The 21,430-nt window shown below is 43.7% G+C and carries 20 protein-coding genes; 6 read left to right on the forward strand and 14 right to left on the reverse strand.

The genetic code is table 11. The features are described from left to right. Positions 1–49 precede the first annotated feature (49 nt). The 3 genes from MHI15_RS18945 to MHI15_RS18955 all read right to left on the reverse strand — a co-directional run bounded on the left by MHI15_RS18945 (position 50) and on the right by MHI15_RS18955 (position 5,411). Entirely contained in the window at positions 50–250 is a 201-nt protein-coding gene (locus MHI15_RS18945; RefSeq protein ID WP_341164702.1) for a hypothetical protein, read from the reverse strand. 405 nt (positions 251–655) lie between these two features. Next, positions 656–784, reverse strand: a complete 129-nt coding sequence (locus MHI15_RS18950) for a hypothetical protein (protein ID WP_341164703.1) — start codon at positions 782–784, stop codon at positions 656–658. Positions 785–1,028: 244 nt separating this feature from the next. Beyond that, positions 1,029–5,411, reverse strand: coding sequence for an S-layer homology domain-containing protein (locus MHI15_RS18955; protein ID WP_081383431.1), 4,383 nt, complete (start codon positions 5,409–5,411; stop codon positions 1,029–1,031). Between the two features lie 168 nt (positions 5,412–5,579). Between MHI15_RS18955 and MHI15_RS18960 the strand changes: the two genes are divergently transcribed. Continuing rightward, positions 5,580–5,705: a DUF4023 domain-containing protein gene (locus MHI15_RS18960; RefSeq protein ID WP_051491363.1), complete on the forward strand. Its 126-nt coding sequence runs from the start codon at positions 5,580–5,582 to the stop codon at positions 5,703–5,705. A gap of 98 nt (positions 5,706–5,803) precedes the next feature. Here MHI15_RS18960 and MHI15_RS18965 read toward each other — a convergent pair whose 3' ends face one another. Both MHI15_RS18965 and MHI15_RS18970 read right to left on the reverse strand, forming a co-directional pair. Further along, positions 5,804–6,508, reverse strand: a complete 705-nt coding sequence (locus tag MHI15_RS18965; protein WP_076130101.1) for a hypothetical protein — start codon at positions 6,506–6,508, stop codon at positions 5,804–5,806. A 186-nt stretch (positions 6,509–6,694) separates the two neighbouring features. Beyond that, a complete protein-coding gene (locus MHI15_RS18970) occupies positions 6,695–7,216 on the reverse strand; it encodes a GNAT family N-acetyltransferase (RefSeq protein WP_036684918.1) in 522 nt (173 codons plus the stop codon). A gap of 169 nt (positions 7,217–7,385) precedes the next feature. On the opposite strand from MHI15_RS18970, the gene mbcS reads away from it, so the two are divergent. After that, on the forward strand, positions 7,386–8,981 hold the full coding sequence (gene mbcS / locus MHI15_RS18975; protein ID WP_076282593.1) for an acyl-CoA synthetase MbcS: 1,596 nt from the start codon (positions 7,386–7,388) through the stop codon (positions 8,979–8,981). Between the two features lie 88 nt (positions 8,982–9,069). On the opposite strand, the gene MHI15_RS18980 is transcribed toward mbcS, so the two are convergent. Both MHI15_RS18980 and MHI15_RS18985 read right to left on the reverse strand, forming a co-directional pair. Next, complete coding sequence (locus tag MHI15_RS18980) at positions 9,070–9,648, reverse strand: SMI1/KNR4 family protein (protein ID WP_076190140.1); 579 nt, start codon at positions 9,646–9,648, stop codon at positions 9,070–9,072. An 11-nt stretch (positions 9,649–9,659) separates the two neighbouring features. Beyond that, complete coding sequence (locus MHI15_RS18985) at positions 9,660–10,097, reverse strand: HEAT repeat domain-containing protein (RefSeq protein WP_036684913.1); 438 nt, start codon at positions 10,095–10,097, stop codon at positions 9,660–9,662. Positions 10,098–10,324: 227 nt separating this feature from the next. Between MHI15_RS18985 and MHI15_RS18990 the strand changes: the two genes are divergently transcribed. Genes MHI15_RS18990 through MHI15_RS19000 form a run of 3 tightly spaced genes read left to right on the forward strand, consistent with a single transcriptional unit; the run spans position 10,325 to position 13,377 of the window. Continuing rightward, the gene (locus MHI15_RS18990; RefSeq protein WP_036684911.1) at positions 10,325–10,825 is read left to right on the forward strand and encodes a DUF4358 domain-containing protein; all 501 of its coding nucleotides are present in this window, start codon (positions 10,325–10,327) and stop codon (positions 10,823–10,825) included. A gap of 6 nt (positions 10,826–10,831) precedes the next feature. After that, complete coding sequence (locus tag MHI15_RS18995) at positions 10,832–12,217, forward strand: MBOAT family O-acyltransferase (protein ID WP_341164704.1); 1,386 nt, start codon at positions 10,832–10,834, stop codon at positions 12,215–12,217. A 20-nt stretch (positions 12,218–12,237) separates the two neighbouring features. Beyond that, a complete protein-coding gene (locus MHI15_RS19000) occupies positions 12,238–13,377 on the forward strand; it encodes a DHHW family protein (protein WP_076308512.1) in 1,140 nt (379 codons plus the stop codon). Between the two features lie 192 nt (positions 13,378–13,569). On the opposite strand, the gene MHI15_RS19005 is transcribed toward MHI15_RS19000, so the two are convergent. The 7 genes from MHI15_RS19005 to MHI15_RS19035 form a co-directional block, all read right to left on the reverse strand. Beyond that, the gene (locus MHI15_RS19005) at positions 13,570–14,979 is read right to left on the reverse strand and encodes a HAMP domain-containing sensor histidine kinase (RefSeq protein WP_081383430.1); all 1,410 of its coding nucleotides are present in this window, start codon (positions 14,977–14,979) and stop codon (positions 13,570–13,572) included. Continuing rightward, the gene (locus MHI15_RS19010) at positions 14,963–15,610 is read right to left on the reverse strand and encodes a response regulator transcription factor (protein ID WP_341164705.1); all 648 of its coding nucleotides are present in this window, start codon (positions 15,608–15,610) and stop codon (positions 14,963–14,965) included. The genes MHI15_RS19005 and MHI15_RS19010 overlap by 17 nt, the downstream gene beginning before the upstream one ends. A gap of 84 nt (positions 15,611–15,694) precedes the next feature. Beyond that, positions 15,695–16,972: a glycoside hydrolase family 5 protein gene (locus MHI15_RS19015; RefSeq protein WP_076282592.1), complete on the reverse strand. Its 1,278-nt coding sequence runs from the start codon at positions 16,970–16,972 to the stop codon at positions 15,695–15,697. A 136-nt stretch (positions 16,973–17,108) separates the two neighbouring features. Beyond that, complete coding sequence (locus tag MHI15_RS19020; RefSeq protein ID WP_076282591.1) at positions 17,109–18,044, reverse strand: catalase family peroxidase; 936 nt, start codon at positions 18,042–18,044, stop codon at positions 17,109–17,111. Between the two features lie 64 nt (positions 18,045–18,108). After that, the gene (locus MHI15_RS19025) at positions 18,109–18,603 is read right to left on the reverse strand and encodes a hypothetical protein (RefSeq protein ID WP_076179118.1); all 495 of its coding nucleotides are present in this window, start codon (positions 18,601–18,603) and stop codon (positions 18,109–18,111) included. A 2-nt stretch (positions 18,604–18,605) separates the two neighbouring features. Then, positions 18,606–19,970 carry a Dyp-type peroxidase gene (locus tag MHI15_RS19030; protein ID WP_081383601.1) on the reverse strand — a complete coding sequence of 455 codons (1,365 nt, stop codon included), beginning with the start codon at positions 19,968–19,970 and terminating at the stop codon, positions 18,606–18,608. A 239-nt stretch (positions 19,971–20,209) separates the two neighbouring features. Then, positions 20,210–20,752: a hypothetical protein gene (locus tag MHI15_RS19035; protein ID WP_341164706.1), complete on the reverse strand. Its 543-nt coding sequence runs from the start codon at positions 20,750–20,752 to the stop codon at positions 20,210–20,212. Between the two features lie 196 nt (positions 20,753–20,948). Between MHI15_RS19035 and MHI15_RS19040 the strand changes: the two genes are divergently transcribed. After that, on the forward strand, positions 20,949–21,392 hold the full coding sequence (locus MHI15_RS19040) for a hypothetical protein (RefSeq protein WP_036684901.1): 444 nt from the start codon (positions 20,949–20,951) through the stop codon (positions 21,390–21,392). The last annotated feature ends 38 nt before the right edge of the window (positions 21,393–21,430 follow it).

A 21,430-nucleotide genomic window follows, 5' to 3' on the forward strand; every position in this document is an offset into this window, starting at 1 on the left:
CATCCATGAAGCGTAATGTGTCTCACTATGTCGCCGAACAGCAAGTAGATTACTTCTGTTGTCCCGTCCCTCTGCTGCTCCTACCCTCTTCTACTTCTTCTTCTTCTTCTTCTTCTTCTTCTTCTTCTACTTCTTGTTCTTCTTCTACTTCTACTCTCTTCTGCCTACAGATTCTGTATCCAACCACATTCGTGCAAGCACATTCTGTATTCAACCCCGATCGTGCAAGCGCATTCAATTTTGTCGGCACCCCTCCTGCCTTACTTTGATTAGTCCACCCTAATCTAACCCAGATCTTTCCTTACAAATAGCCGCAAAATTAAAGATATGCTGGATAAATTAAAGATTATCGTGCTATCAGGGCTCGATATCCTGTCAATGAGTGGGTCGTTAAACATATGTTGGTTGAAAATATAAAGAGGATGAAGGAGCGTGGTCTCTTTTGCCTCTTATCTCCGCCACTCCGCCGCATTCACTCATTTCAAAGGCACTTTTGCCTCTCATGTCCGCCAATCGCCGCATTCGCTCATTTCAAAGGCACTTTTGCCTCTCTTTCGCACACTCCTCCGAATTCACTCATTTCAAAGGCACTTTTGCCTCTCTTTCACGCCAATCCGCCGCAATCGCTCATTTCAGAGGCACTTTTGCCTCTCTTTCATGCCAATCCAAAGCATTCGCTCATTTCTGAGGCACTTTTGCCTCTCTTTACTGCAACTCCGCCGTATTCGCTCAAATCAAAGGCACTTTTGCCTCTCTTTCGCACCACTCCTCCGAATTCACTCATTTCAAAGGCACTTTTGCCTCTCTTTCACGCCAATCCGCCTCATTTACTCAGATCAGAGGCATTTTTGCCTCTCTTTCACGCCGCATCGCCGCATTCGCTCAGATCAGAGGCACTTTTGCCTCTCTTTTCCGCCACACCACCGTATCGCTTCCTCCCTCACACTACCCAGCTACGAAAAAAAAGATTGCCTCTCCGTCATCAACGATGACCTTGAGGCAATCTTTTTTCAAACCATCCGATTTAGTTACTTTCCTTGCTTCTCCAGCAGGTTCAGAATGATTGTTACTGCTTCGGCCCGGGACGCTACCTGGTTAGGTGCGAAACGATTTTGTCCTATGCCATTCACAATGCCCGCTTCTGCTGCTGCCGCAATATATGGTACTGCCCATGCGGGTACATCCTTAGCATCATTGAAGGTTAAGGTCGCTTTTGGATCTACTGTAATACCCAGAGCCCTAACAACCATAACTGCTAATTCAGTGCGAGTAAGCTCCTGCGTAGGACGGAAGGTACCATCATCATAGCCGCTGATAATTTGCAAAGCTACTGCCTGAGCTACAAAAGACTTAGCCCATGCCGGAATCTTCACTGAATCTTTAAAGCTTGAAGTACTACCACTGTCTGGCAATTGCAGGGCACGAGCCAGCATAGTGATAAATTCAACCCGATTTACTTTCTGATTAGGACGGAAAGTATTATCCGGATAACCACTAACGAAGCCCCCTGCTACTGCTTTCTCAATAGCCGCTGCTGCCCAATGGCTGCCAGTATCCGTCAATGATGGTTTGACTACTGGTGTTGCGGTTGGTGTAGGCACCGTTGTTGGTGCTGGTGTAGCTGTTGGTGCTACTGTTGGCGTTGGCGTTGCTGTCGGTTTTGTTGTTGCCACTGGTCCTGTTGATGATCCTGTTGTTGGTGCTGGTGTTGGTGCTGTCGTTGGCGCTGTCGTTGGTGCTGTCGTTGGCGCTGCCGTTGGCGCCGTTGTCGGTTCCGTTGTTGGCGCTGTTGTCGGTTCCGTTGTCGGCGCTGTTGTTGGTTCTGGTGTTGGGTTTACTTCAGGATCTGCTTCCTTAATAATACCGAACTCTTCCAGAACGTACGGTTTAGCATCATTAATATTCTGATCGATCTCATAAGATACAGCTGTTAATTTGCCAGCATCTACAGTAATACCTACAAAGGTCTGAACTTGACCGCGTTTGGGACGCGTAGCATCACTTGGGTCCGGTCCGTATTTAGCGGCTGTATTCTCATTTGCTACTTCGAAGAGATTATAATACGCATCTCCCAATTCTGGTTTCATGTTCTTGTAGTAAACCTTCGCTCCCGCTGTAGCTGGGATCAGATAGATCGTTCCATCTGGATTTACTGTGTACTCTACAGTTTGACCATTGAAGCTTTCCTTGATCTTCACTGTGTCTGCCGCAGTTCCATCAGCTTTAATTGGCTTGGTCCGGGCATAAATATGGTCGTGGCCTTGAAGAACTAAGTCAATGCCCAGTTCAGCCATCATTGGAGCAACCAACGCTCTTTCTCCATTTGTACCCATAATGTCTTTGTCAGTAGCATGGTTAGAGGTTGTGTATGGACCTTTATGCATAGCTACGATAATCCATTTCGCACCAGCAGCTTTCGCTGCTTTTACGTCAGCCTTCATCCAATCCAACTGTGCTTGGCTGAAGTTAGCAAATTCATCGGAATTCTCATTTGTATTCAGGACTACAAAGTGAGCATTGCTGTAATCATAGGAATAATAAGCTCCTGTTTCTGTGGCGGAGCCCGGTGCTTCCTTAATATTGTAGTGCTCATAGAAGGCATTTGCCTTATCCTCATGATTCCCTGCCACTGGCACGATTGTCGTGTTAAGCAGGGTGTCTTGCGAATGACCAAGCAGCCAATTCCATTGGGATTCATTAGTTCCGGTATCCACGATATCTCCGTTAATCGCCACAAACTCAGCATTCGGGAACGTCGTAAGTGCTTTTGCCATCGTTTCACCGGAAAGAATCGCTTCATCTTCGGTCTTAGCCTGTGTATCAGCCAAATCGATGAAAGTAAATGCTCCTGTCTTAGCGGCAGTTTCAAAAGTTCCCACTGTACTCCACAGGCCTAGTGCTTTATCCCCTACACGGAAGTAGTATTTTGTATCAGCTTTCAGGCCAGAAGCTTCCGCTTTATGAACTAATTCATCCTTTGAATTTCTGGAAACCGCCGAACGTCCTGTAAACTCAGCAGCCTTAGCAAAGTCTGGAGTAACGCCCGTATTTTCTACAACCTGCAGATCGTTTCCAGTAGACTTCAACGCTGTGTACCAAGTGAATCCTTTTGCACTCACTGGGTCGCCATTAAAGGTAACTGTAACTTTTTTAATCGAATCCGTTGAAGCGATAGCAGCTTCTGAATTTGTTCTGTCACTTACAGCTTTGATAACAAATTGATAGGTTTGGTTTGGATTAGTATTTTCTACAGTGTAAGTATAAGAAGCTTTACCTTCTTCATTAGGAACACTGACCGTCCAATTTGCCGATACCAGATCATTTTGCTCATAAATACGATATCCAGACACTGGTGCACCGGAAGCTGGCGCATCCCAAGTCAACGTTATTTTACTACCATCTGCTGCAGTAGCCTTTGCATTTTGCACAGGTTTAACTGCTACTTCCGATTTATGAATGCTGTAGTTATCATACAAGTCTGTAGAACCACCAGTTGTTGTGGTGTAGGCTTCGTAAGAAAGCTCATCATTCGTTACCGTCATCCCCGTGAACATTTCCTTACCAGGCTGTCCGTATTTAGCTGCAAACGGGAATGTTCCTGAAGCTACGTTGTATTTCTTGTTGCCCGCTGCATTTGTAATCAGGTATAAAGTACCCTTAGGATCAGTTACTACTCCGTTTGAGTCCGGAACAATATCCGTCAATGGCTTGTTGTTGTACATCTGATAGCTTCTAGCAAAGGTGTGGTCATGCCCGCCAATTACCATGTCAATGCCAAGCTCGTCAAATACCTTCGTTAATTGCGCTCTGTAAAAAAGTACATCTGTATCATTGGTGTGATTGGCAACGGAATAAGGAGATTTATGCAGAAGCACAACCTTCCATTTCTGATTGCTTTTTGCCGCTTCGCTACGAAGCCACTCCACTTGTTTATTGTAAATTTCGTTATTCTCAAGATTTGAGCTTGCACCATAATATTCTGTATTAATTACCATAAAGTGTGCTGAACCGTAGTCAAAAGAATATACAGAACCATCAGGTTTCGCACCTGTATTCGATACGTTCGGCAAATTAAAATGAGAGCTATAATTGCTATAATTTTTACTTTCATGGTTGCCTACCAAAGGAACCAACGGAATATTCGCTAAAATATCCTTAGGCTTATTGAAAAACCATCCCCATTGCTCCTCAATATCACCGTTATCCACCAAATCACCAGAATTCAGGATAAACTCACTTTCCGGGAATTTAGCTAATCCTTCTTGAAGGGTATGATTCCAGATATCAAAATCTTCTTCAGTTGTTCCTTGGGAATCCGTTGTATATAAGAATTTATAAGCCTGATTACTGGAGCCTTCTGTCTTAAAAGTTCCTACGTCGCTCCAGTTATCAGCTTGTCCATCCCCAGCACGGTAAGCATATTCCGTTCCCGGCTGCAGATGATCCGCTATTACCTTATGGCTGGTTAGCACAACTGGTTTTTTAGCTGATTTATCCGCTTTTGTCATATACACACTAGTTGTAACGGATGTCCCTTCATAAGATTGAGCGCCTGCCGGAGGAAACTGGCCATTCTCCAATTTAGAAGCTTCTACTACTTCCAGTTTGGTGCCAGTCACACTTTCAGGTGCATACCAGTTGAATCCCATACTAGTCTGCGGGTTGCCATTAAAAGTAATTGCGATAGAATCAGGCTTCCCAACTCCAGGTTCTACTGTCTCCACTACAGGATAAGCAATCAGGCTCATATCCCAATAAAGGTCAGAGCTAGTGTCGCCCGTCTGGTGAACTTCAGCTGAAAGCTCATTACTTCCATCCTTCAGATTGGCTTTTACGATTTCCGTTAGGTCAACCTTTGTATACTCATTTGGATCACTGCCATTAGTTGTACTAAGTGTCTGATAGTCGATTTCACCAGCTGGCATAGCCTCGCGGTAGATTTCTGCACCATTCAGATACAGCACTACTCCGTCATCAAATGCAAAATTACCTAATACTTTATCCGATTTCGTAATTTCTTCCTTATTCACAGTTACATTTGTCCGGAAATAGGAAGTACGATATTTCTTCTTTTTATCCGTGCCGTAGCTTATATTTGTATTCAGAGCACCAAATTGCTTGCTGCTGACTCCGGCCCCAGAATCTTTATAACCAAGCGGCGCTTGGCCTGATGCCCATGTAGAATCATCGTAAACAGACCGCCATACCGAACCTTGATCCGTTCCGTTATCTAGATATTTCCATGTAGAATTGCCCGCCAGTAGTGTTATTGGCTCTAGCATTTGTAATTGCAGTAATCCAGCATCCTCATTGCTGTCTTCTGCAAAAGCTGGCATTCCTGTAAATGTAAGTCCCAGTACCATAACGAAGGCTAGTGTCATGGATACTGCTTGTTTTAATAACCTGTTCATAATCAGTCTCCCTTACTGTTATTATGAAATGCTTGCATCCATTCATAGTAACTACTAAATATTTTCACAATGTACGGATTGATCCACTAGTTTGTAAAAACGGCTTGTGTATTTAATCAGGCAAAAGTGGTTACAGTAACGGCAAGGTTATGATCAAGGAGGACAAACATGGACGATACTCAGGCTTTTGTAGACAAAGTACACGACACCCAGAAGAAAGCAGAAAAGAACAAACAGAATCACGGTAAAGGAACACCAAGCCAAAAGCTGCCTAATAAACAGCACAGTAAATAGAACACGCAGACACGAAAACAAAAAAAGCAGCAAGCCCTCCCGGATCGGAGTGACTTGCTGCTTTACTTTTTGTAAATTGAGCTTTGCTTTTAAAGGAGTTATTTACTCCATTTCACCACATTCACGGCTACCTTCTCTAATTGCGCCTTGCTCAAAGCCTTGTCTGGAGAACTAATCGTCACAAAACGATCATCCAGTTTATAGGTCAAAAACAATGAATCGCTGGTAGGGCTGTACCACTTAGCTTCTGTACCATTGGAAAGCTTTACGGTATCGCCTTTGTAATCATAGGAGTAGTCACGTGGAGAAACGTTCACCCTCATATGGTCGAACAAAAAGTACACTCCATCTTCAGAGCTAGCTGCTTTTTGAAAAGCATCTCCACTCACCATTTGTGCTGGTGCATAAACCGTTTTAAACCCATCGAAATTTGCAAAAGCTTTAGAAATTTGTTCTTTTTGAGCGTTGCTGTACTGTACTGGTGTTAATGTATCTTTATCCGGCACCACAGTTCCAGTACCCAGAATGACCTGATTCGCTGCCGCATCAAAAGTCACTGGCACCTTCAACACATCAGCCAAGGCACGTACAGGAAGATAGGTTGTATTGTTATAAGTAATCGGAGCTAATGTGTTACCTTTATTATCAACAGGCGTATAAGCTGCACCATTCACTTTAAATCCAATGCTGTGATTGAGGTATGCGGTGATTTTTTGCAGCTTAGTTCCTGCGTACACACCAGCCGAACCTGTAATTGCCATCCCAAATACCATCGTTGCTATAATGAACTTTTTACTTTTCATATGTTATGCCTCCTTAGAAGATCAATCTCGGTTTTTACTTTAGCTCAAGTTTTAAAGGAATATGTCTCTAAGTTGTATTTAACTTGTACCCAATTTGTAAAGAAACTATTCATCTGGAGCTCTGGTTTGTATAAGAAAAACAGCAACCCGCTTATCCCATAAGGATTTAACGGATTGCTGAGGGCTTTAACCTTGATACGGAGTTGTAACCTTATACACTTCTGAATATAAAATTTCTCTATAAAGTTGGAATTCTTCTTCATCAACAGGGTTAGGGTAAGTCATAATTAAGAGTGGTAAATCTTCATTTCCTTCACGCAAAGGAGGCTGCACATAATCGTAAGGGTTCAAATGAAAGCCCAGCCGCTCATAAAAGCCGATTCTCCGCTGCTCCATTTCACCCAGTGGCCGCTCAACTTCCAAAAGGACAGGCTTGTTAGATAGACTGATGTATTCAGTCATCAGCTTTTTGCCAATTCCTCCACCTCTGATGCTTGGGTCGACTGCTATATGTTCTACAAAACGAAAGCCGGGAAACTCCCAGCAGGCCATAAAAGCAACAATTTTACCCTCAGAATTCATCTCGGTAATGAGACGATAATCTGGAACGTCCAATAACTCCTGTTGTCCCTCAAAGGTTCTGATCTCAGAAGTAGGAAATGAGGCTTCCATAATAGCGAATATTTCATCAAAAGTTGTGTGATTCATAACATAAGTTCTCACTTTCTGGATTTGTGGTCTATTATAAGTTTACCTTACACATATTATCTTAACCCGAAATTCATTAAGAACTCAAGGTACTAGTACCTGGTACTAGGATAACGTGATATACTAAATAGAACAGTTATACACATCTTGTTTGATATAGGAGAGGTTCATATTGGATAATCAGCAATGGATCGCACCTGAGTTCTACAATCTCACTTCGGAAATGGAAAGCCATGCTCCTGAGAAGATTGCGCTTAAGTGGTTAAATGAGCAAGGAGATTATGAGGAAATTACTTACGGTGAATTACGCAAACAAGCTAACCGGCTGGCCGGAGGACTTGCGAAGCTTGGGCTGCAACAAGGGGATCGTATTCTTGTTATGGTTCCACGCCGCATCATCGCTTATGTCATCTATTTAGCTTGTCTGAAACAAGGACTTGCCATCATTCCATCCTCAGAAATGCTGCGTGCCAAAGATTTATCCTACCGCCTGCGCCATTCTGAAGCCAGAGCCGTTATTGCTTGGTCCGAAGTAACCGGGGAAGTGAATAAAATCTCAGAGGATCTTCCTGCTCTCGATTACCGTCTTTCCGTATCTGGCAGCTCAGACGAACTCGGTGAAGGCTGGCTGGATCTAGAAAGTCTTATGGTTGGACAACCAGAGACCTTCACAGCAGTCGCAAGCCGCCGGGATGATATGGCTATTCTCGCCTACACCTCAGGTACCACTGGCAACCCTAAAGCGGTCGTTCATAGTCACGGCTGGGGTTATGCTCACTTGCGGATCACCTCACCTCAATGGCTGGATATTCAAGGATCTGACACCGTCTGGGCAACAGCAGCTCCCGGCTGGCAAAAGTGGATCTGGAGTCCCTTCTTAACCGTTCTTGGCAACGGAGCTACAGGTTTTGTATATAGTGGATCCTTTCATCCCAAAAAATATTTGCAGCTATTGCAGGATCACAAAATTCAAGTATTATGCTGCACCCCAACGGAATATCGTCTAATGGCTAAAACAGAAGACTTAGGTCGTTACGACTTGTCTACCCTGCGTTGTGCAGTATCTGCCGGAGAGCCATTAAATCAAGAGGTCATTAACACCTTTCAGCGTGAGTTCGATATCACAATCCGTGATGGTTACGGCCAGACGGAAAGCACCCTAATTATCGGAACACTCAAAGATACTCCAATACGCATTGGTTCTATGGGTAAATCAATCGCTCCCGGCTTAGTCGAGGTTGTGGACGAAGACGGCAAGCCACTGCCTGCTGGAGTGGTTGGTGATATTGCCGTACATTTGAGTATGCCAGCCCTGTTCCACACTTATTACAAAGATCCCGGTAGAAAAGAAAGCTCCACACACGGCGAATTCTTCATAACCGGCGACCGGGCAAAAAAAGATGAAGATGGTTATTTCTGGTTCGAGGGTCGTGGGGATGACATCATCATTAGCTCAGGTTACACTATCGGTCCTTTCGAGGTAGAAGAAGCATTGATGAAGCATGCCTCCGTCAAGGAATGTGCGGTCGTAGCCAGTCCAGACGAGATCCGTGGGCACATTGTTAAAGCATTTATCGTGCTCAAGGATGAGATTGTTGGTTCACCAGAGCTTGTAAAAGAGCTGCAATCCCATGTTAAAGAGTGGACAGCCCCTTATAAATATCCGCGCAAAATCGAGTTTATTCAGGATCTTCCGAAGACGACCTCCGGTAAAATACGGCGAGTAGAGCTTCGTGAGCAAGAGAACCAAGCTGCGCAGGAATAAACATAGCCATAAAATTCACCTTATTAAAAAATAAAGAGCAGCTAGTCCATAAATGGACTGCTGCTCTTGTTTATTTGGCATCAGGCCGTTACTCGGACCAATATTTCGCATCCGGGTTCAGCGCCGCACCAACTTCGCCTTCTAATACTAAATCGCAATCGAGGTAGCCCTCTTCATCCAGGAAATAAACCTCCTGCTTGTAGAACTCGCATAAGGTCTCTAGGAATTTATCAGGCGAATCATACATCACAATTAAATCGCCGAAATCATGGAGCAGGTCACATACCTGTTCCACACCCTCAGCAGACTTATAATAACAAATGAAATCACTGCCATAGTTCGTTAAGATAGGCAAGATAACTCCATCAGGATGTTGACCTTTTTCCTCCAATATCCCAGCTAATACCTTCATCTCCTCTTCATATTCATCCATATGAATCAGGCGGTACCCTGGAATAAATTCGATAAGGCTTGGTTCCTCTTCCTCACTGCTTGTCCCTGAGACAGTGCTATAAATAGCTTTCAGCAGTTCAGGAGTCTCCGGCAAAACAGCCGTAATCTTTGCTTCGTTACCACCCTTGCCCAAGCTGGCAATATAATCAGGGCGTAATTCTGCGGACAGCTTAAGGTATTCTTGAAATTGTTCTGTCAATTTATTGGTGTGCATATTGTCATCCTTTACTTATTTGCGGAAGTCCACATCTTCATCAGCCACGTATCGAAGTCAGCGCCTTTTTCACCTTCATAAGCGTCGTACACGTCAACTCTCATCTTCTTCAGCTTCTCTTTGAAGTCCTCGTAAGAATGATCTCTTGGCAGGCTCTTTTTAATTCTCAGCAGGATCTTGGATACGCCTTTAACTAGTTCAGGCTTGTTCTTCGATGGCACCTTAACGTCTTCACCAAAAGCCTTCAGCTTAAGGTAAGCAGCTTCTTGAACTGTATATACAGGATCGCTCTCCATTAAACGCGTCAGGATATCGATAATTTGTTTGTGGTTGGTCTGTCCCAGCTCTTCAACTGCTTCTAGACGCGCTCTCCAATCCGCAGAGCGGTTGGCAGCTTTCTTTAATTCCTCATAATTCTCCGGTAGTTCATTGTTCAGTTCTTCGATCATTCCGTTCAATCCCCTTCTATTAAAAACTATCTATCTTACAGTAACAGTATAACCAACCATTGCGCAAGCTAAGAGAGGAAGATCTTTGCATGAATTCATGTGAATATCATATTTCCGCAAAAATATGGGTAAAGTATCCGGAGTAAGTCCCCAGCGCAACATTCTATCGACTATATACGTTAGTAACTAGAGAAATTCAGACAATACATCAAGGAGAGTGACCTAAGTTGAAAAAGCATACCTTCATGCTAGCGTTAACCATTGTACTAAGTGTGGTGCTTGGCGCCTGTTCCAGCAACAACAGTAACAATGGAGCTGCCATTGAAACGAATCTAACTGCAAAAGAAATGGTCGATCAAATGCTGAGCAAAGTAGAGCAGCCATCATTAATGGAGCTTGATGCGGCTACAGTCGAACAGCTATATCATCTCAACCCAGAATTGCTTGAAGATTATAGCATTAGAATGCCTATGATGAATGTGAAAACTAACGAAATCGCCGTTCTGAAAGTTAAAGATGTAAAAGATATGACTACTGTTGAGGATGCCATCAAAGCGCGTGCAACAGATGTTCAAAAACAATTCGAAACCTATCTGCCTGATCAATACGAAAATGCCAAGAACTATAAACTTATTAAAAAGGGTAACTATTTCCTGTTCGTTATTGCTGATCCTGCGGATCAAGATAAACTCGTAGCAGACTTCGATACTTACTTCACAGAAAAATAAATAACCATGGTATTCAGCAGCCTACTTTTCCTATTCCTATTCCTGCCGGCTGTCCTAGCGCTCTATTATGTTTCGCCCTGGCGAATCAAAAACCTCATATTGTTTTTAAGCAGCCTGGTTTTTTATGCTTGGGGCGAACCTGTCTACATTGTAATCATGTTGCTGTCCACCATTACAGATTACAGCTTTGGTCTACTGCTCAGCAGACCAAAGCTGACTGCGGTGCAGCGCAAGTGGATTGTGGTTAGTTCCGTCATTATTAATCTAGGCTTATTGTCGTATTTTAAATACGCAGATTTTCTCATCCAAAATATAAATGGACTCCTCGGTACACATATTCCTTTAACGGATTTACCTTTACCTATTGGGATTTCATTTTATACTTTTCAATCCATGTCCTACATTATTGACGTCTATAGAGGAACTTCGAAAGCACAACGCAATTGGATTGATTTCGGTACATTCGTAGCCCTGTTTCCACAGTTAGTAGCAGGTCCGATTGTTCAATATAACACCATTGCCGGGCAACTACGTGAACGTACGGTCGATATCTCCATGTTCGCAGAAGGTGTACGGAGATTCATAATCGGATTAGCCAAAAAAGTACTGCTCGCCAACAACATCGGTATGCTCTGGCACACCATATCCAGCTCCAATCTAGATTCCCTGCCTGCTTTTACCGCTTGGCTTGGGATTATTGCGTTTGCTTTTCAGATCTATTTTGACTTCAGCGGGTATTCGGATATGGCTATTGGTCTCGGTCTCATGTTCGGCTTCCGCTTTAACGAGAACTTCAACAAACCTTATATCTCTCAGAGTATTACTGACTTTTGGCGGAGATGGCATATTTCCCTTAGCAGTTGGTTTCGTGACTATGTCTACATCCCGCTTGGAGGCAACCGCCGGGGGTTAAGCGTTCAAGTGCGCAACATTCTCATCGTGTGGCTGCTCACGGGAATCTGGCACGGGGCAAGCTGGAATTTTCTGCTCTGGGGATTATACTTCGGGGTCATTCTTATCTTTGAAAAATGGTGGGGATTAACGCTATTAAGCCGCCTCCCCCGTTGGACAAGACATTTATATGCTGTAGTACTTATACTCATCGGATGGGTCTTATTCGCTTTTGAAGAACTTCCTCTGGTCATTGGCTACTTACAAGCGATGCTTGGCTTTAATGGACAGCCGTTATGGAATAACACCACTTTATACTTCACTTACACGAACGCGATTCTACTCGTGGTGTTAACCTTTGCCTCTACACCTGTGAAGCTCTCCAAGCGGATGGATTCTAGATCGGTTCCTGCTCTTGTTTGGTATGGTGTGTTATTTTTCCTATCTGTTGCCTACTTAGTAGATGCAACCTTTAATCCATTTTTATATTTCCGGTTCTAACCATTAGGGGGTGATTGTTTATGAAGCAGAAGACGGATCGAATCCTGGCTGGGGGATTTGTTGCAACGTTATTTCTGGTCGCTATCCTCTTTTTCTTACTGCCTGTTCAGCGTTTCTCTGAGCTTGAGAACCGGTATTTGCAAAAGGCCCCCCATCTGACATGGGACAATTTATTATCCCACACCTATGCGGAAGAGGCCGAAAGCTTTGTAACTGATCATTTTCCATTTCGGGCCAAATGGGTATGGGTGAAATCGGCGGTGGAACAGATGAGGCTACAGCAAGAGAATAACGGAATCTATAAAGGAAAAGACGGCTATCTTTTCGAAAAATTCGCAGCACCTGATTACACTAAAGTTCAGCAATATGCAGCAGCTGTGAAACGCTTTGCCGATAACAATCCTGATGCAAACACCACTTTCTTACTCGCACCGACATCGGTTGGCTTGTACAAGGAACGTCTACCCTGGTTAGCTCCTGTCTACTCGCAAGCTGAGGTGAATCAAACAATAGCTAAGGATGTAGGAGATAGCCTTACTTTTATAAATGGATTTGATGTTCTTAGCCCACATGCCGCAGAGCCCATTTACTATCGGACCGACCATCACTGGACAACCTACGGTGCCTACTTAGCTTATGTAGCCTATGCTCAAAGCATGGGCTGGCAGCCTCTGTCCCAGAGCGAATACCAGATTCAGACTGTGAGTAATTCATTTCTCGGAAGCTATCATACCCGGGGGCAATTTATCGGGGTCACACCTGATTCCATTCAAATGTACAAACCTAATCATGAGGTATCCACCCAAATGTACATTCAAGATACCGGTGAGACTTTAACAAGTATGTATGACCTAAGTTATCTGGTGAAAAAGGATAAGTACTCTTATTTCCTAGGGGGCGTACATGCGCTCATGAAAATCACCAGCCAGCTTGATCCAACAACGGTCAAACAGAAAAAGCTGCTCGTCATCAAGGACTCTTATGCACATAGCGTTATTCCTTTCCTAACTCAGCATGTGCCTGAAATCCATGTGATCGATATCCGTTATTATAATGGAAACATCAGTGATTATATGGCTCAAAATGATATCAAGGATGTCTTGCTGCTTTTTAATACGGCTACTTTTATTGATAATGCGGCGCTATTGAAGTTAAATTAATGATATTGCGATGGATGCGGTGAAAAGATCTTTAATAGGTGTTGTGCGTAACTGCGGGAATGTTGGACTTTCGGTCGCTGTTGTCTCCAGATGTTTTTGATTTTACCGCTATCAGCGGATAACCTCCGGAGACAGCTTATGCTTCCGATGCGAGCTTTCCTTCGGAAAGCTTTCAGGCGAACGCTAACGCTCCTACAGTTCCAAAATTCCTTCCTTAACTTCAAACCAAATACTAAAACTAATATATGAGTCCTCTAATTTGGACTCGTATTTCAGATCATTTTTGCCAAGAATCTCCGCGACGATGGACAGACCAAGTCCAGTACCGGAGATTTCTTTATTTCGAGACTCTTCAATTACATAGAATGGGTCCCAGATATACGCTAAATGCTCCGTTTTCAGGCGAGTGGTTTTATTGGAGATCGTAAATTTTAATGTACGAGTAGTGTCACTCCCTAGTTTTATTTCAAAAAAATCCTCTTCACCATATTTAATGGCATTACTAATTAAGTTGTTGAATACTATCTCGATTTGGCTGATATCTTCTTCAACGATTGAGGATTCAAACGAATGAAAGTCGCTCATTAAGGTTATGTTTTTATTTTTTAACGTAATATTATATTGTGAGATCACTTTTAGCAGAAGCTCTTTAAGATCAAAAGGCTCTTTATGCACTTCTGACTTCTGGATCTTGGACAATTTAATTAAATAATCCACCATATCCGACGTATACTTCACTTGCTCCAAAATGATATCCGTATACGTGCCATCATCCAGACCGTCCTGAATGCCAATCGTATAGGCTTGGATTAAGGATAATGGTGTTTTCACTTCATGCGAAATGCTTGAGATAAGGGTATTTAAACTTTGATTTTTCTCCTCTAATTTGGCATGGGTGCTCTTTAGACGCTGACTCATCTGATTGATGCTTTTCGAGAGCTCTTCGATTTCATCCCCCGTTTGAATCGTCACTTGTTTAAAATCGAGATTGGATATATCCTTCGCGACATCCTGTAATTGTTCTAACGGTGTAATGATCTTTTTTGAAAAATAAGCCACTAACAGCAAACTGATAATAATCCCCAGTAGAATGGAGTAAAAGCTGAATTGATTTACGAGGGTCAAGGCATCTGTATTGTGCACAACCACAGTTCCTATGAGGATTAGACTGCTATCCTGCTCGTATATTTTCGTTAACAGACTCGATTTCAATTTGCCCTGATTAAATAAAAGATTAACCGTGTTGCCTTGTTTTACTTTTTGTAATACCTCATCTGTGATCCAAAATTTATTAAGTGCCACCTTATCTTTAAACAACGCAAATTGAATATTTTCGTTAATTTCTGCTGTACTTCCACTGTTTTCAACCCTAACAATCGTTACGTTATTATTGTTCTCGATCCTGCTTTCATTTTCCATGAGTTGATCCAAACGGAGATCCTTTACTTCGTCATAAATGGTGTTGATCTTGGTTTTCATTTTGTATAGGTAATAATCTGCTGAGAAATAGTTGTGCAGGAAATAAGACGTACCAAAAACAATCAGCAAAATAATGCTCACCATGATCAATAACTTCGTACTTATTTTATGAATTTTTATCATGGAAGCTGTACCCCATTCCCCTATGCGTGATCACGTGGTCGGCCCCAATCTTATCGCGCAGCCTCTTAATATGCGTATCTACCGTTCTTTCTTCGCCCAGATAATCCATTCCCCAAACCGCAGACAATAAGGCATCTCTGGATAAAATACGTCCTTTATGCTCATACAGGAAGGTTAGCAATTCAAATTCTTTTTTATATAACGCCAGTTCGGCCCCATTCTTGTACACTTTCTTCCGCTCAAAATCGATTTCTAAATCCCTAATCGCAGCCATTTTTTCAGTGCCTAGCATTTTTTTAATTCTAAGCATCAAAATCCTTGGGTCGAATGGTTTTCTTATATATTCATCTGCCCCTATATCCAAGGCACTGAATTCATCATCATGGGAAGACCTTGCGGTCAGCATTACAACTTTAGCCAAACTAACCTTCTTGATTTCATTACAAACCTCAAGCCCGTTTCGCTTAGGCATCATCCAATCCAGCACCACCAGATCGATCCTATTCGAAAAAAAGAGCTCAAGCGCCTCTTCACCATCCGCTGCTGTCCAAACGTTATAGCCTTCTTTTTCAAAATAAGTCTTCAATATAGTGGTCATATGTTTCTCATCATCCGCAATTAAAATATTCAAAGTAGATTCTCCTTCCTATAATTATCAGAAGAAAAAGGCGAAATCCTTTACAGGTTTCACCTTTTCATATATTTTCATGCTACGTTATTGCAACTTCTCTACACCTAATCCCTTCGTCAGTACGTTCCATATCGGGTTATCGACCGTCTTTCGATCAGGCTGTTCACCCTTCTCTATCGCTTCCCAATACTCCCAGGTTAGTGGCTCAGTGCCAAGTTCATAATCCATGCCATCCCAAGTATCCTCCCGGAACGCATAAAACGCCCAGTGCCAGCCGTAATCAGCAAAAATCGAGATTAAATCAGCCAAGTATTGATCTGCACCTTTTACAAGCCGGTTCGTGCCAAATTCTTCAGCGACAATACGATTAGCAGGGATGTTATTTTTTTCTGCCCACTGTGCGATAGGTTCTAGAAAATCCTTTAAGGCTTTCTTATTGAATGCTTTTTCCGTCTTCTCCTCACCTACTTTAACTGTTCCAGGATATTCATGGGTTAAGCCTTTTTTCTTATTTTGGCTGGTGAGTTCGTAGGGTTCGTACATATGAAAAGCATATAATACATTCGCATCATCGATGGGTTTCAAATATTTAAAGGCCCATGGTGTAGCATACAGACCAGAATTGACGATAATAGGGGTTTCCGTATCTACGGTTCGAATCGCTGTCACAATAGTCTCATATAAAAGATTCAAATCCGCCGGAGTATTCTCCACTGAGCTATACCATTCGTTGTAATCCTCTGTCCAGAAATCATTAAATCCAGTAGCTTGTTCAGGATGTGGCTCATTAATCAGATTATAGCCGACCACCGCAGGATGATCCTTTAATCTTTCCGCAAGATCCTTCCAAAACGTTGCCGCTTGTTCATGATAACTGAAATCCTTCCAGATTCGATCATCATTTGTATAATCATTAAACTGTCGCCACCGATCTCCAGGCAGACTAAGGACTGTCAGCACTACTTTTGAACCCCGCGCCTCGGCTGCATCCAAGTCTGCTTTTAACGCTGTAAAATCATCCTCAACAAGCCCCTCGTATTTATCTGCATTCCCTATTAAAAAGTCTTTATCTGGAGTAGCATCCGGTTGATCGTTAAACAGGAAATCACTATCTTTTGCCCATTTATCTGGCGCAAGTCGAATGAACTCTATATTATTTTCTTTCGCTGCATCATAATTTTCGGGTATAGATTTGGAATTCATGAAATTTGTTCCTTTACGCTGTTGATCCCAGAAAGCGATCTTCTCATTGACCTCTTTCTTTACCTCCTTCTCCGGTTCAAGATTTGCTTGTGGTGTTGCTGCACTGCATCCTACGACTGCCAACAAAATCAATACGATAAATCCTTTAAACTTCTTCATTCTCTCACCTCGTAACCTATCGTAGCCAATCTCTGTTACAAGAGTGTCACAAGACATACCTAAAAAGACTGCCCTAAGGATGTCGGCAGACATTCTAGGACAGCCCGATCATATTCATAGAATATAAAATAAATGCTTACTGATTAATACTTCGACGGGAATGTGACTCCGCATAGGCATCATGACGAAAGTTCAGAATAGGATCTTCAGAGCATTCAATGCCGGCAGGTACAACTGTCGGATCAAAGACGTACTCTTGAGCCTTCTCGTCTGCCACGCCGGTGATCGACAAATGGCCGACAACAATCCGTTCCCGGTCTTCAGGCCAAGCAGACGTCGGGTCATCCGTAGGATCTCCCTCCTGCCCGAGGATTACTGTCAATTGAAACGCCACCGGACCTTTGGACAGTCTCTCGATTAGTTCATCCTCCAAATAATCGGGAGATCGATTCTCCACCTCTTCCTGGGCCAGAAAGTGCAGACCCGCTTCCGGTTCCCACTCATATTTAATAGCCCGCCGCTCGCCAGCAGCATTGGTGAAGTAATAGGCATGAATGGAATGATAAAGGTTGGTTGCAAAACTGAGTGGCGGTTGCAGCATTTTCACGGCTTGAAGCCCAGCCCGGCTTTCCGAATACTTCTCCATGACGGCTTTGAATTTGTCTGCAATAGTCGCTCCCTCAAACGAATTTTCTTTAATTGTACGTAAGATATTAATAAAGGATTGCGGTGTTTTGGCAAAAAAGATCGGCAATGTAATTGTCACCAAACTTGTCACGCCCCCATCAGGCAATACAAACTGAACCGCCATTCCTTTTGCAGGCGAAAAAACATCAGGGATGGACGGATTAGTCGAGCTATTGGAGAAGCGTACAAGAGCTTGCACCTCATGATTTTGCAAATGTGGCGCTGTTGTCAAAGGACCCGCTTGGCCGTTAGGGGTGAACACCGCCTGGTAGACAACACCTTTGGCGTGCGCGCGTCGATAACCCGGATATTTGCCTGCTACCTCCTCAATGGAGTTTACCGCTTCTTCTGCGAGTTCAGACGACACTGATTTATTATTGTTCATTTTCGTTCACCTCTTTGTAATTTATCAGGAAGGAAAAGGGGACAAAGCCCCCTTTTCTAGTTATTTAGCTTTGTGATGCGTCAAGCAAGTCGTTCCAGGCCTTCGTAATTCGCTGTCCGCGCCAAATATCTCTGACCGTGGCATCGGGATAAGCACTGTACCAGCCGGATGCAGTGATCTGATGATTGGCGATGAAGTCTTTCGCTTCCGAAGATTCAATTCCCGGAAAATCCTTCACTTCATTAAACATGTTATTCAACAACTCTGGAATTTCAGTTCCAAAATCATCGATATAACTATCCCAATCTCCATCATAAGCCGTCGCGAACAACAGCCGCGTGTCGTTATCAAAGATTACGAAGCGCATGTCGTGAACGGTCGCGATCTTCGCCATCGTTTCGGCTTGTCTCGATGCACTTTTTTTCAGCTTCTCACGGAGACGATCCGCCCCACCTTCTTTAAGCGGCGCAATGATGGTAAGCTCAGATATTTCACCTTCCCGCAGGCCGGCACGTCCAGCGCTTGTAATCGGATTAGTCTGATCTTGTCTTTCTAACATGTTTATTCCTCCTTAGATGTATGTTGATCCAACTCTGCCATCCACCGCAATGCAGTCATGCTGGGAACAAAGAAATACTCCCCGCCTTTGGTGATTGAAAAACTTGGAATTTCTTTCATCCGGTGGCGAATAGGTTTGTCCGGAATGGTAAACATCCCTTCCCCCTCATTCTTACCGGTAATAGGGTCTTTCTCGGTTGACATGCCCGCGAAATTGCCTCCATTTAACCAATCGCTCTTGATAAACTCGAATTGGCGGGACAATGAGCTGCATATACCTGCAAAAATAAGGCCTCTATCCTGACCATCATCCTCCATTACACCTTTTGGCAGTATAGGGCCATACATCGTTGACCGCCGGAGCAACCGGTGAATGTTCACATTAACAACCGAATCCTGCAAGCTGTCTCGGGGAAATGCACGACGGATATGCGAGCTTACCGGACATTTCAACCCTTTATGATCATCCCCGTACGTAAATGCGTTCCGTCGGCTGACGTCTTCGCCCAGTGCCGGGTCATCTGCTTCAGGAGCCAGACTTAAAGGGGCTCCGCTCGGCCATCTTCCTACCATTTTAGCGGCCAAAAGTTCTTCCTCTTCCCGGTTATCCGCATGCTCCCGCAAATAACGACGGAAAGTCGCGACCCTCATATGCAATTTGCGAAAACTGAGGTAACTGCCATTGTGGCCAAGTTCTGCCGGCTGTGGTCCCTGTGTTATAGTGCCGGATTCATTTAAATGCCCGAACAGGAATTCACCGGCTTTAATCTCCGCTTCCTGTCCCACCGCATTGGGTATATGGTTTCCTTCGATTCTCGGATTGCTGATTCCATCCATGAATCCCAGATGAGTACGTCCGTCAGGATTCATTCCGACATCCAGCTGGTAAACGACGGATACACCATTCAGTTCGCAGTGGATTCGACGGGCTGCTTCTTCTGCTTGTAGCAGCGCTTCTTTGGTGGGCGCGAACAGAGCAAGCGCCACATCGACTTTGTCAGTACCCAGCGGGTCTTCCCAGTGCTCCGGGCTGCTTTCGTTTACATCCCCTAGCTTAGCTGCCCGGGCAGCCATGCCCTCCCGGAACTCCAGGTCGAAGCTGTTGAGTGACTCCTTGGGAATCCCCAGCTTCTGGAGTCCTTGATAGGTAAAACCAACGTTGACCCAAGCACCTTCGTGAGGATTATTCCACTGTCCGGCCGACGTCACTTCGTCGAGAAGCCGCTTCAGCATCACTTTCCCGTCCTGTTGATGATCGATAGACAGCAATACATAGGTTCCTACGTAGGGGGTAGGCCGTTCTTGTAAGACGATTCCTTGAATGTCATCATAATTCAGTTCTTCCGTTTCTGTACCTATGACGCTCACTCCTCCCTCGTCTTAAAGTTGTTTTCATAATATTAAAAACGGGTATTCTCTCATCCGTCTCTGGATCTAATTAAACTTAGCCCTAAATGGTTAATCAGGTTAACAGTCCTCCCCAACTAGACAATAACGGTACATTGTCTAAAAAATAGACACATCGTTAGATTTGTCTAAAATCGAGACAAAAAAGAGATATTCTAAAACCGTACCGGCTTTAGAACATCTCTTATCTTCGACTAACCTCACAAATCATATTCATAGTTATCAAACTTGCCATCTGATGCGAAGACATATTCGCAGCTGTTCTCACCCCATCTAGCTATAACACTAAAGACGCGACCCGAAGTGGGAATATCACTGGTGGATGCTGGAGGGTTCACAAATTCATATTTCCCTTCGACGAGTGTTACAGGAACTTCTACAATTGGAAGCTGCGATTCATCAAAGCTCTCAGTTAGATAGGCCATCTTTACTGTGACTTCACTCGGTGCGTAATCTCCAAAGTCGACCTGCAGTTTCTCCCCTGGTTTCAAACGATGCAGCCCCATTAGAAGCGTAGGTTCACTATGCCAAGCCGTATAGTAAAAGGAAGCCCGATCATAGTCCGCTCCATTCCAGCTCGTCTTTAGAATGACATAATTCTCTATAGCATCTGTACTATTCTCATGTGTAATGATAAGGGGCGACGGTTCAGCAGGACTTTTGAAAGAGCTCTCGGATTTACTCATTATTCCTCCGCGTTCCCCAAGCACCACCGCACCAATGATAACTACTGCCAACAGCATCAATGAAATCAATAATATCCTTTTAGACTTATTCCTATATTTGATAATAGCTCCCGCCTTTCCTTAAACTTATAACCCTTCTTTCATTTAACACTTGATCATCAAGCCATGCAAGTAGGTAGCTGATGAATTATATAGCAAATCCAAGAGTTAACTCTTCTTCTATCATATTCTATTTCTAGGAGGTGAATATAAGATGACCATTCAGTTTGTAGATTTAAGACTATCCAACCAAGCTGCTTCGGATGCTACACCAGCAGTTATTCCACTAGCGGCGACTCCCCTTGTTTTTGGGGATATTGGTATTCAGACCGCAGGCGTGTCGGCTGAGAATCAAGGCAATGTCCGCGTACTTTTGACCGGATTTCTAAAAGTAGAAAACAATCCTCTTTTCAATACCAATACCGTTAATGTTCGCAGAAACGGAACGATCATTTTCACCACGACATTTGGGGTTGCGATCAGCAGAGAAAATGAAGCTTTCGGTTTTACAGCAGTAGATATTCCACCACCAGCGGCTGTCGCAACAGGGCAAATTCAGTACACAGCAGAGATCTTCACAAATGCAGCTGCAACAGATCCCTTTAATAATGTCCAAGCCAGAAACTTTAGTGGCGTTGCAGCTGCGGGTAACTCCTAACATGAACATGTAGTGGGTGAGGGAGCGAATTGCCCCTT

It is taken from the genome of Paenibacillus sp. FSL H7-0918, assembly GCF_038007025.1.
GTDB lineage: Bacteria > Bacillota > Bacilli > Paenibacillales > Paenibacillaceae > Paenibacillus_AQ > Paenibacillus_AQ odorifer.

Excerpts from the sequence above, each read along its gene's own strand:
- MHI15_RS18950 (WP_341164703.1), bottom strand. The coding sequence starts at position 784 with ATGAGTGAATTCGGAGGAGTGGTGCGAAAGAGAGGCAAAAGTGCCTTT.
- MHI15_RS18955 (WP_081383431.1), bottom strand. The coding sequence starts at position 5,411 with ATGAACAGGTTATTAAAACAAGCAGTATCCATGACACTAGCCTTCGTT.
- MHI15_RS18960 (WP_051491363.1), top strand. The coding sequence starts at position 5,580 with ATGGACGATACTCAGGCTTTTGTAGACAAAGTACACGACACCCAGAAG.
- MHI15_RS18965 (WP_076130101.1), bottom strand. The coding sequence starts at position 6,508 with ATGAAAAGTAAAAAGTTCATTATAGCAACGATGGTATTTGGGATGGCA.
- MHI15_RS18970 (WP_036684918.1), bottom strand. The coding sequence starts at position 7,216 with ATGAATCACACAACTTTTGATGAAATATTCGCTATTATGGAAGCCTCA.
- MHI15_RS18980 (WP_076190140.1), bottom strand. The coding sequence starts at position 9,648 with ATGCACACCAATAAATTGACAGAACAATTTCAAGAATACCTTAAGCTG.
- MHI15_RS18985 (WP_036684913.1), bottom strand. The coding sequence starts at position 10,097 with ATGATCGAAGAACTGAACAATGAACTACCGGAGAATTATGAGGAATTA.
- MHI15_RS18995 (WP_341164704.1), top strand. The coding sequence starts at position 10,832 with ATGGTATTCAGCAGCCTACTTTTCCTATTCCTATTCCTGCCGGCTGTC.
- MHI15_RS19000 (WP_076308512.1), top strand. The coding sequence starts at position 12,238 with ATGAAGCAGAAGACGGATCGAATCCTGGCTGGGGGATTTGTTGCAACG.
- MHI15_RS19005 (WP_081383430.1), bottom strand. The coding sequence starts at position 14,979 with ATGATAAAAATTCATAAAATAAGTACGAAGTTATTGATCATGGTGAGC.
- MHI15_RS19015 (WP_076282592.1), bottom strand. The coding sequence starts at position 16,972 with ATGAAGAAGTTTAAAGGATTTATCGTATTGATTTTGTTGGCAGTCGTA.
- MHI15_RS19020 (WP_076282591.1), bottom strand. The coding sequence starts at position 18,044 with ATGAACAATAATAAATCAGTGTCGTCTGAACTCGCAGAAGAAGCGGTA.
- MHI15_RS19025 (WP_076179118.1), bottom strand. The coding sequence starts at position 18,603 with ATGTTAGAAAGACAAGATCAGACTAATCCGATTACAAGCGCTGGACGT.
- MHI15_RS19035 (WP_341164706.1), bottom strand. The coding sequence starts at position 20,752 with ATGCTGTTGGCAGTAGTTATCATTGGTGCGGTGGTGCTTGGGGAACGC.
- MHI15_RS19040 (WP_036684901.1), top strand. The coding sequence starts at position 20,949 with ATGACCATTCAGTTTGTAGATTTAAGACTATCCAACCAAGCTGCTTCG.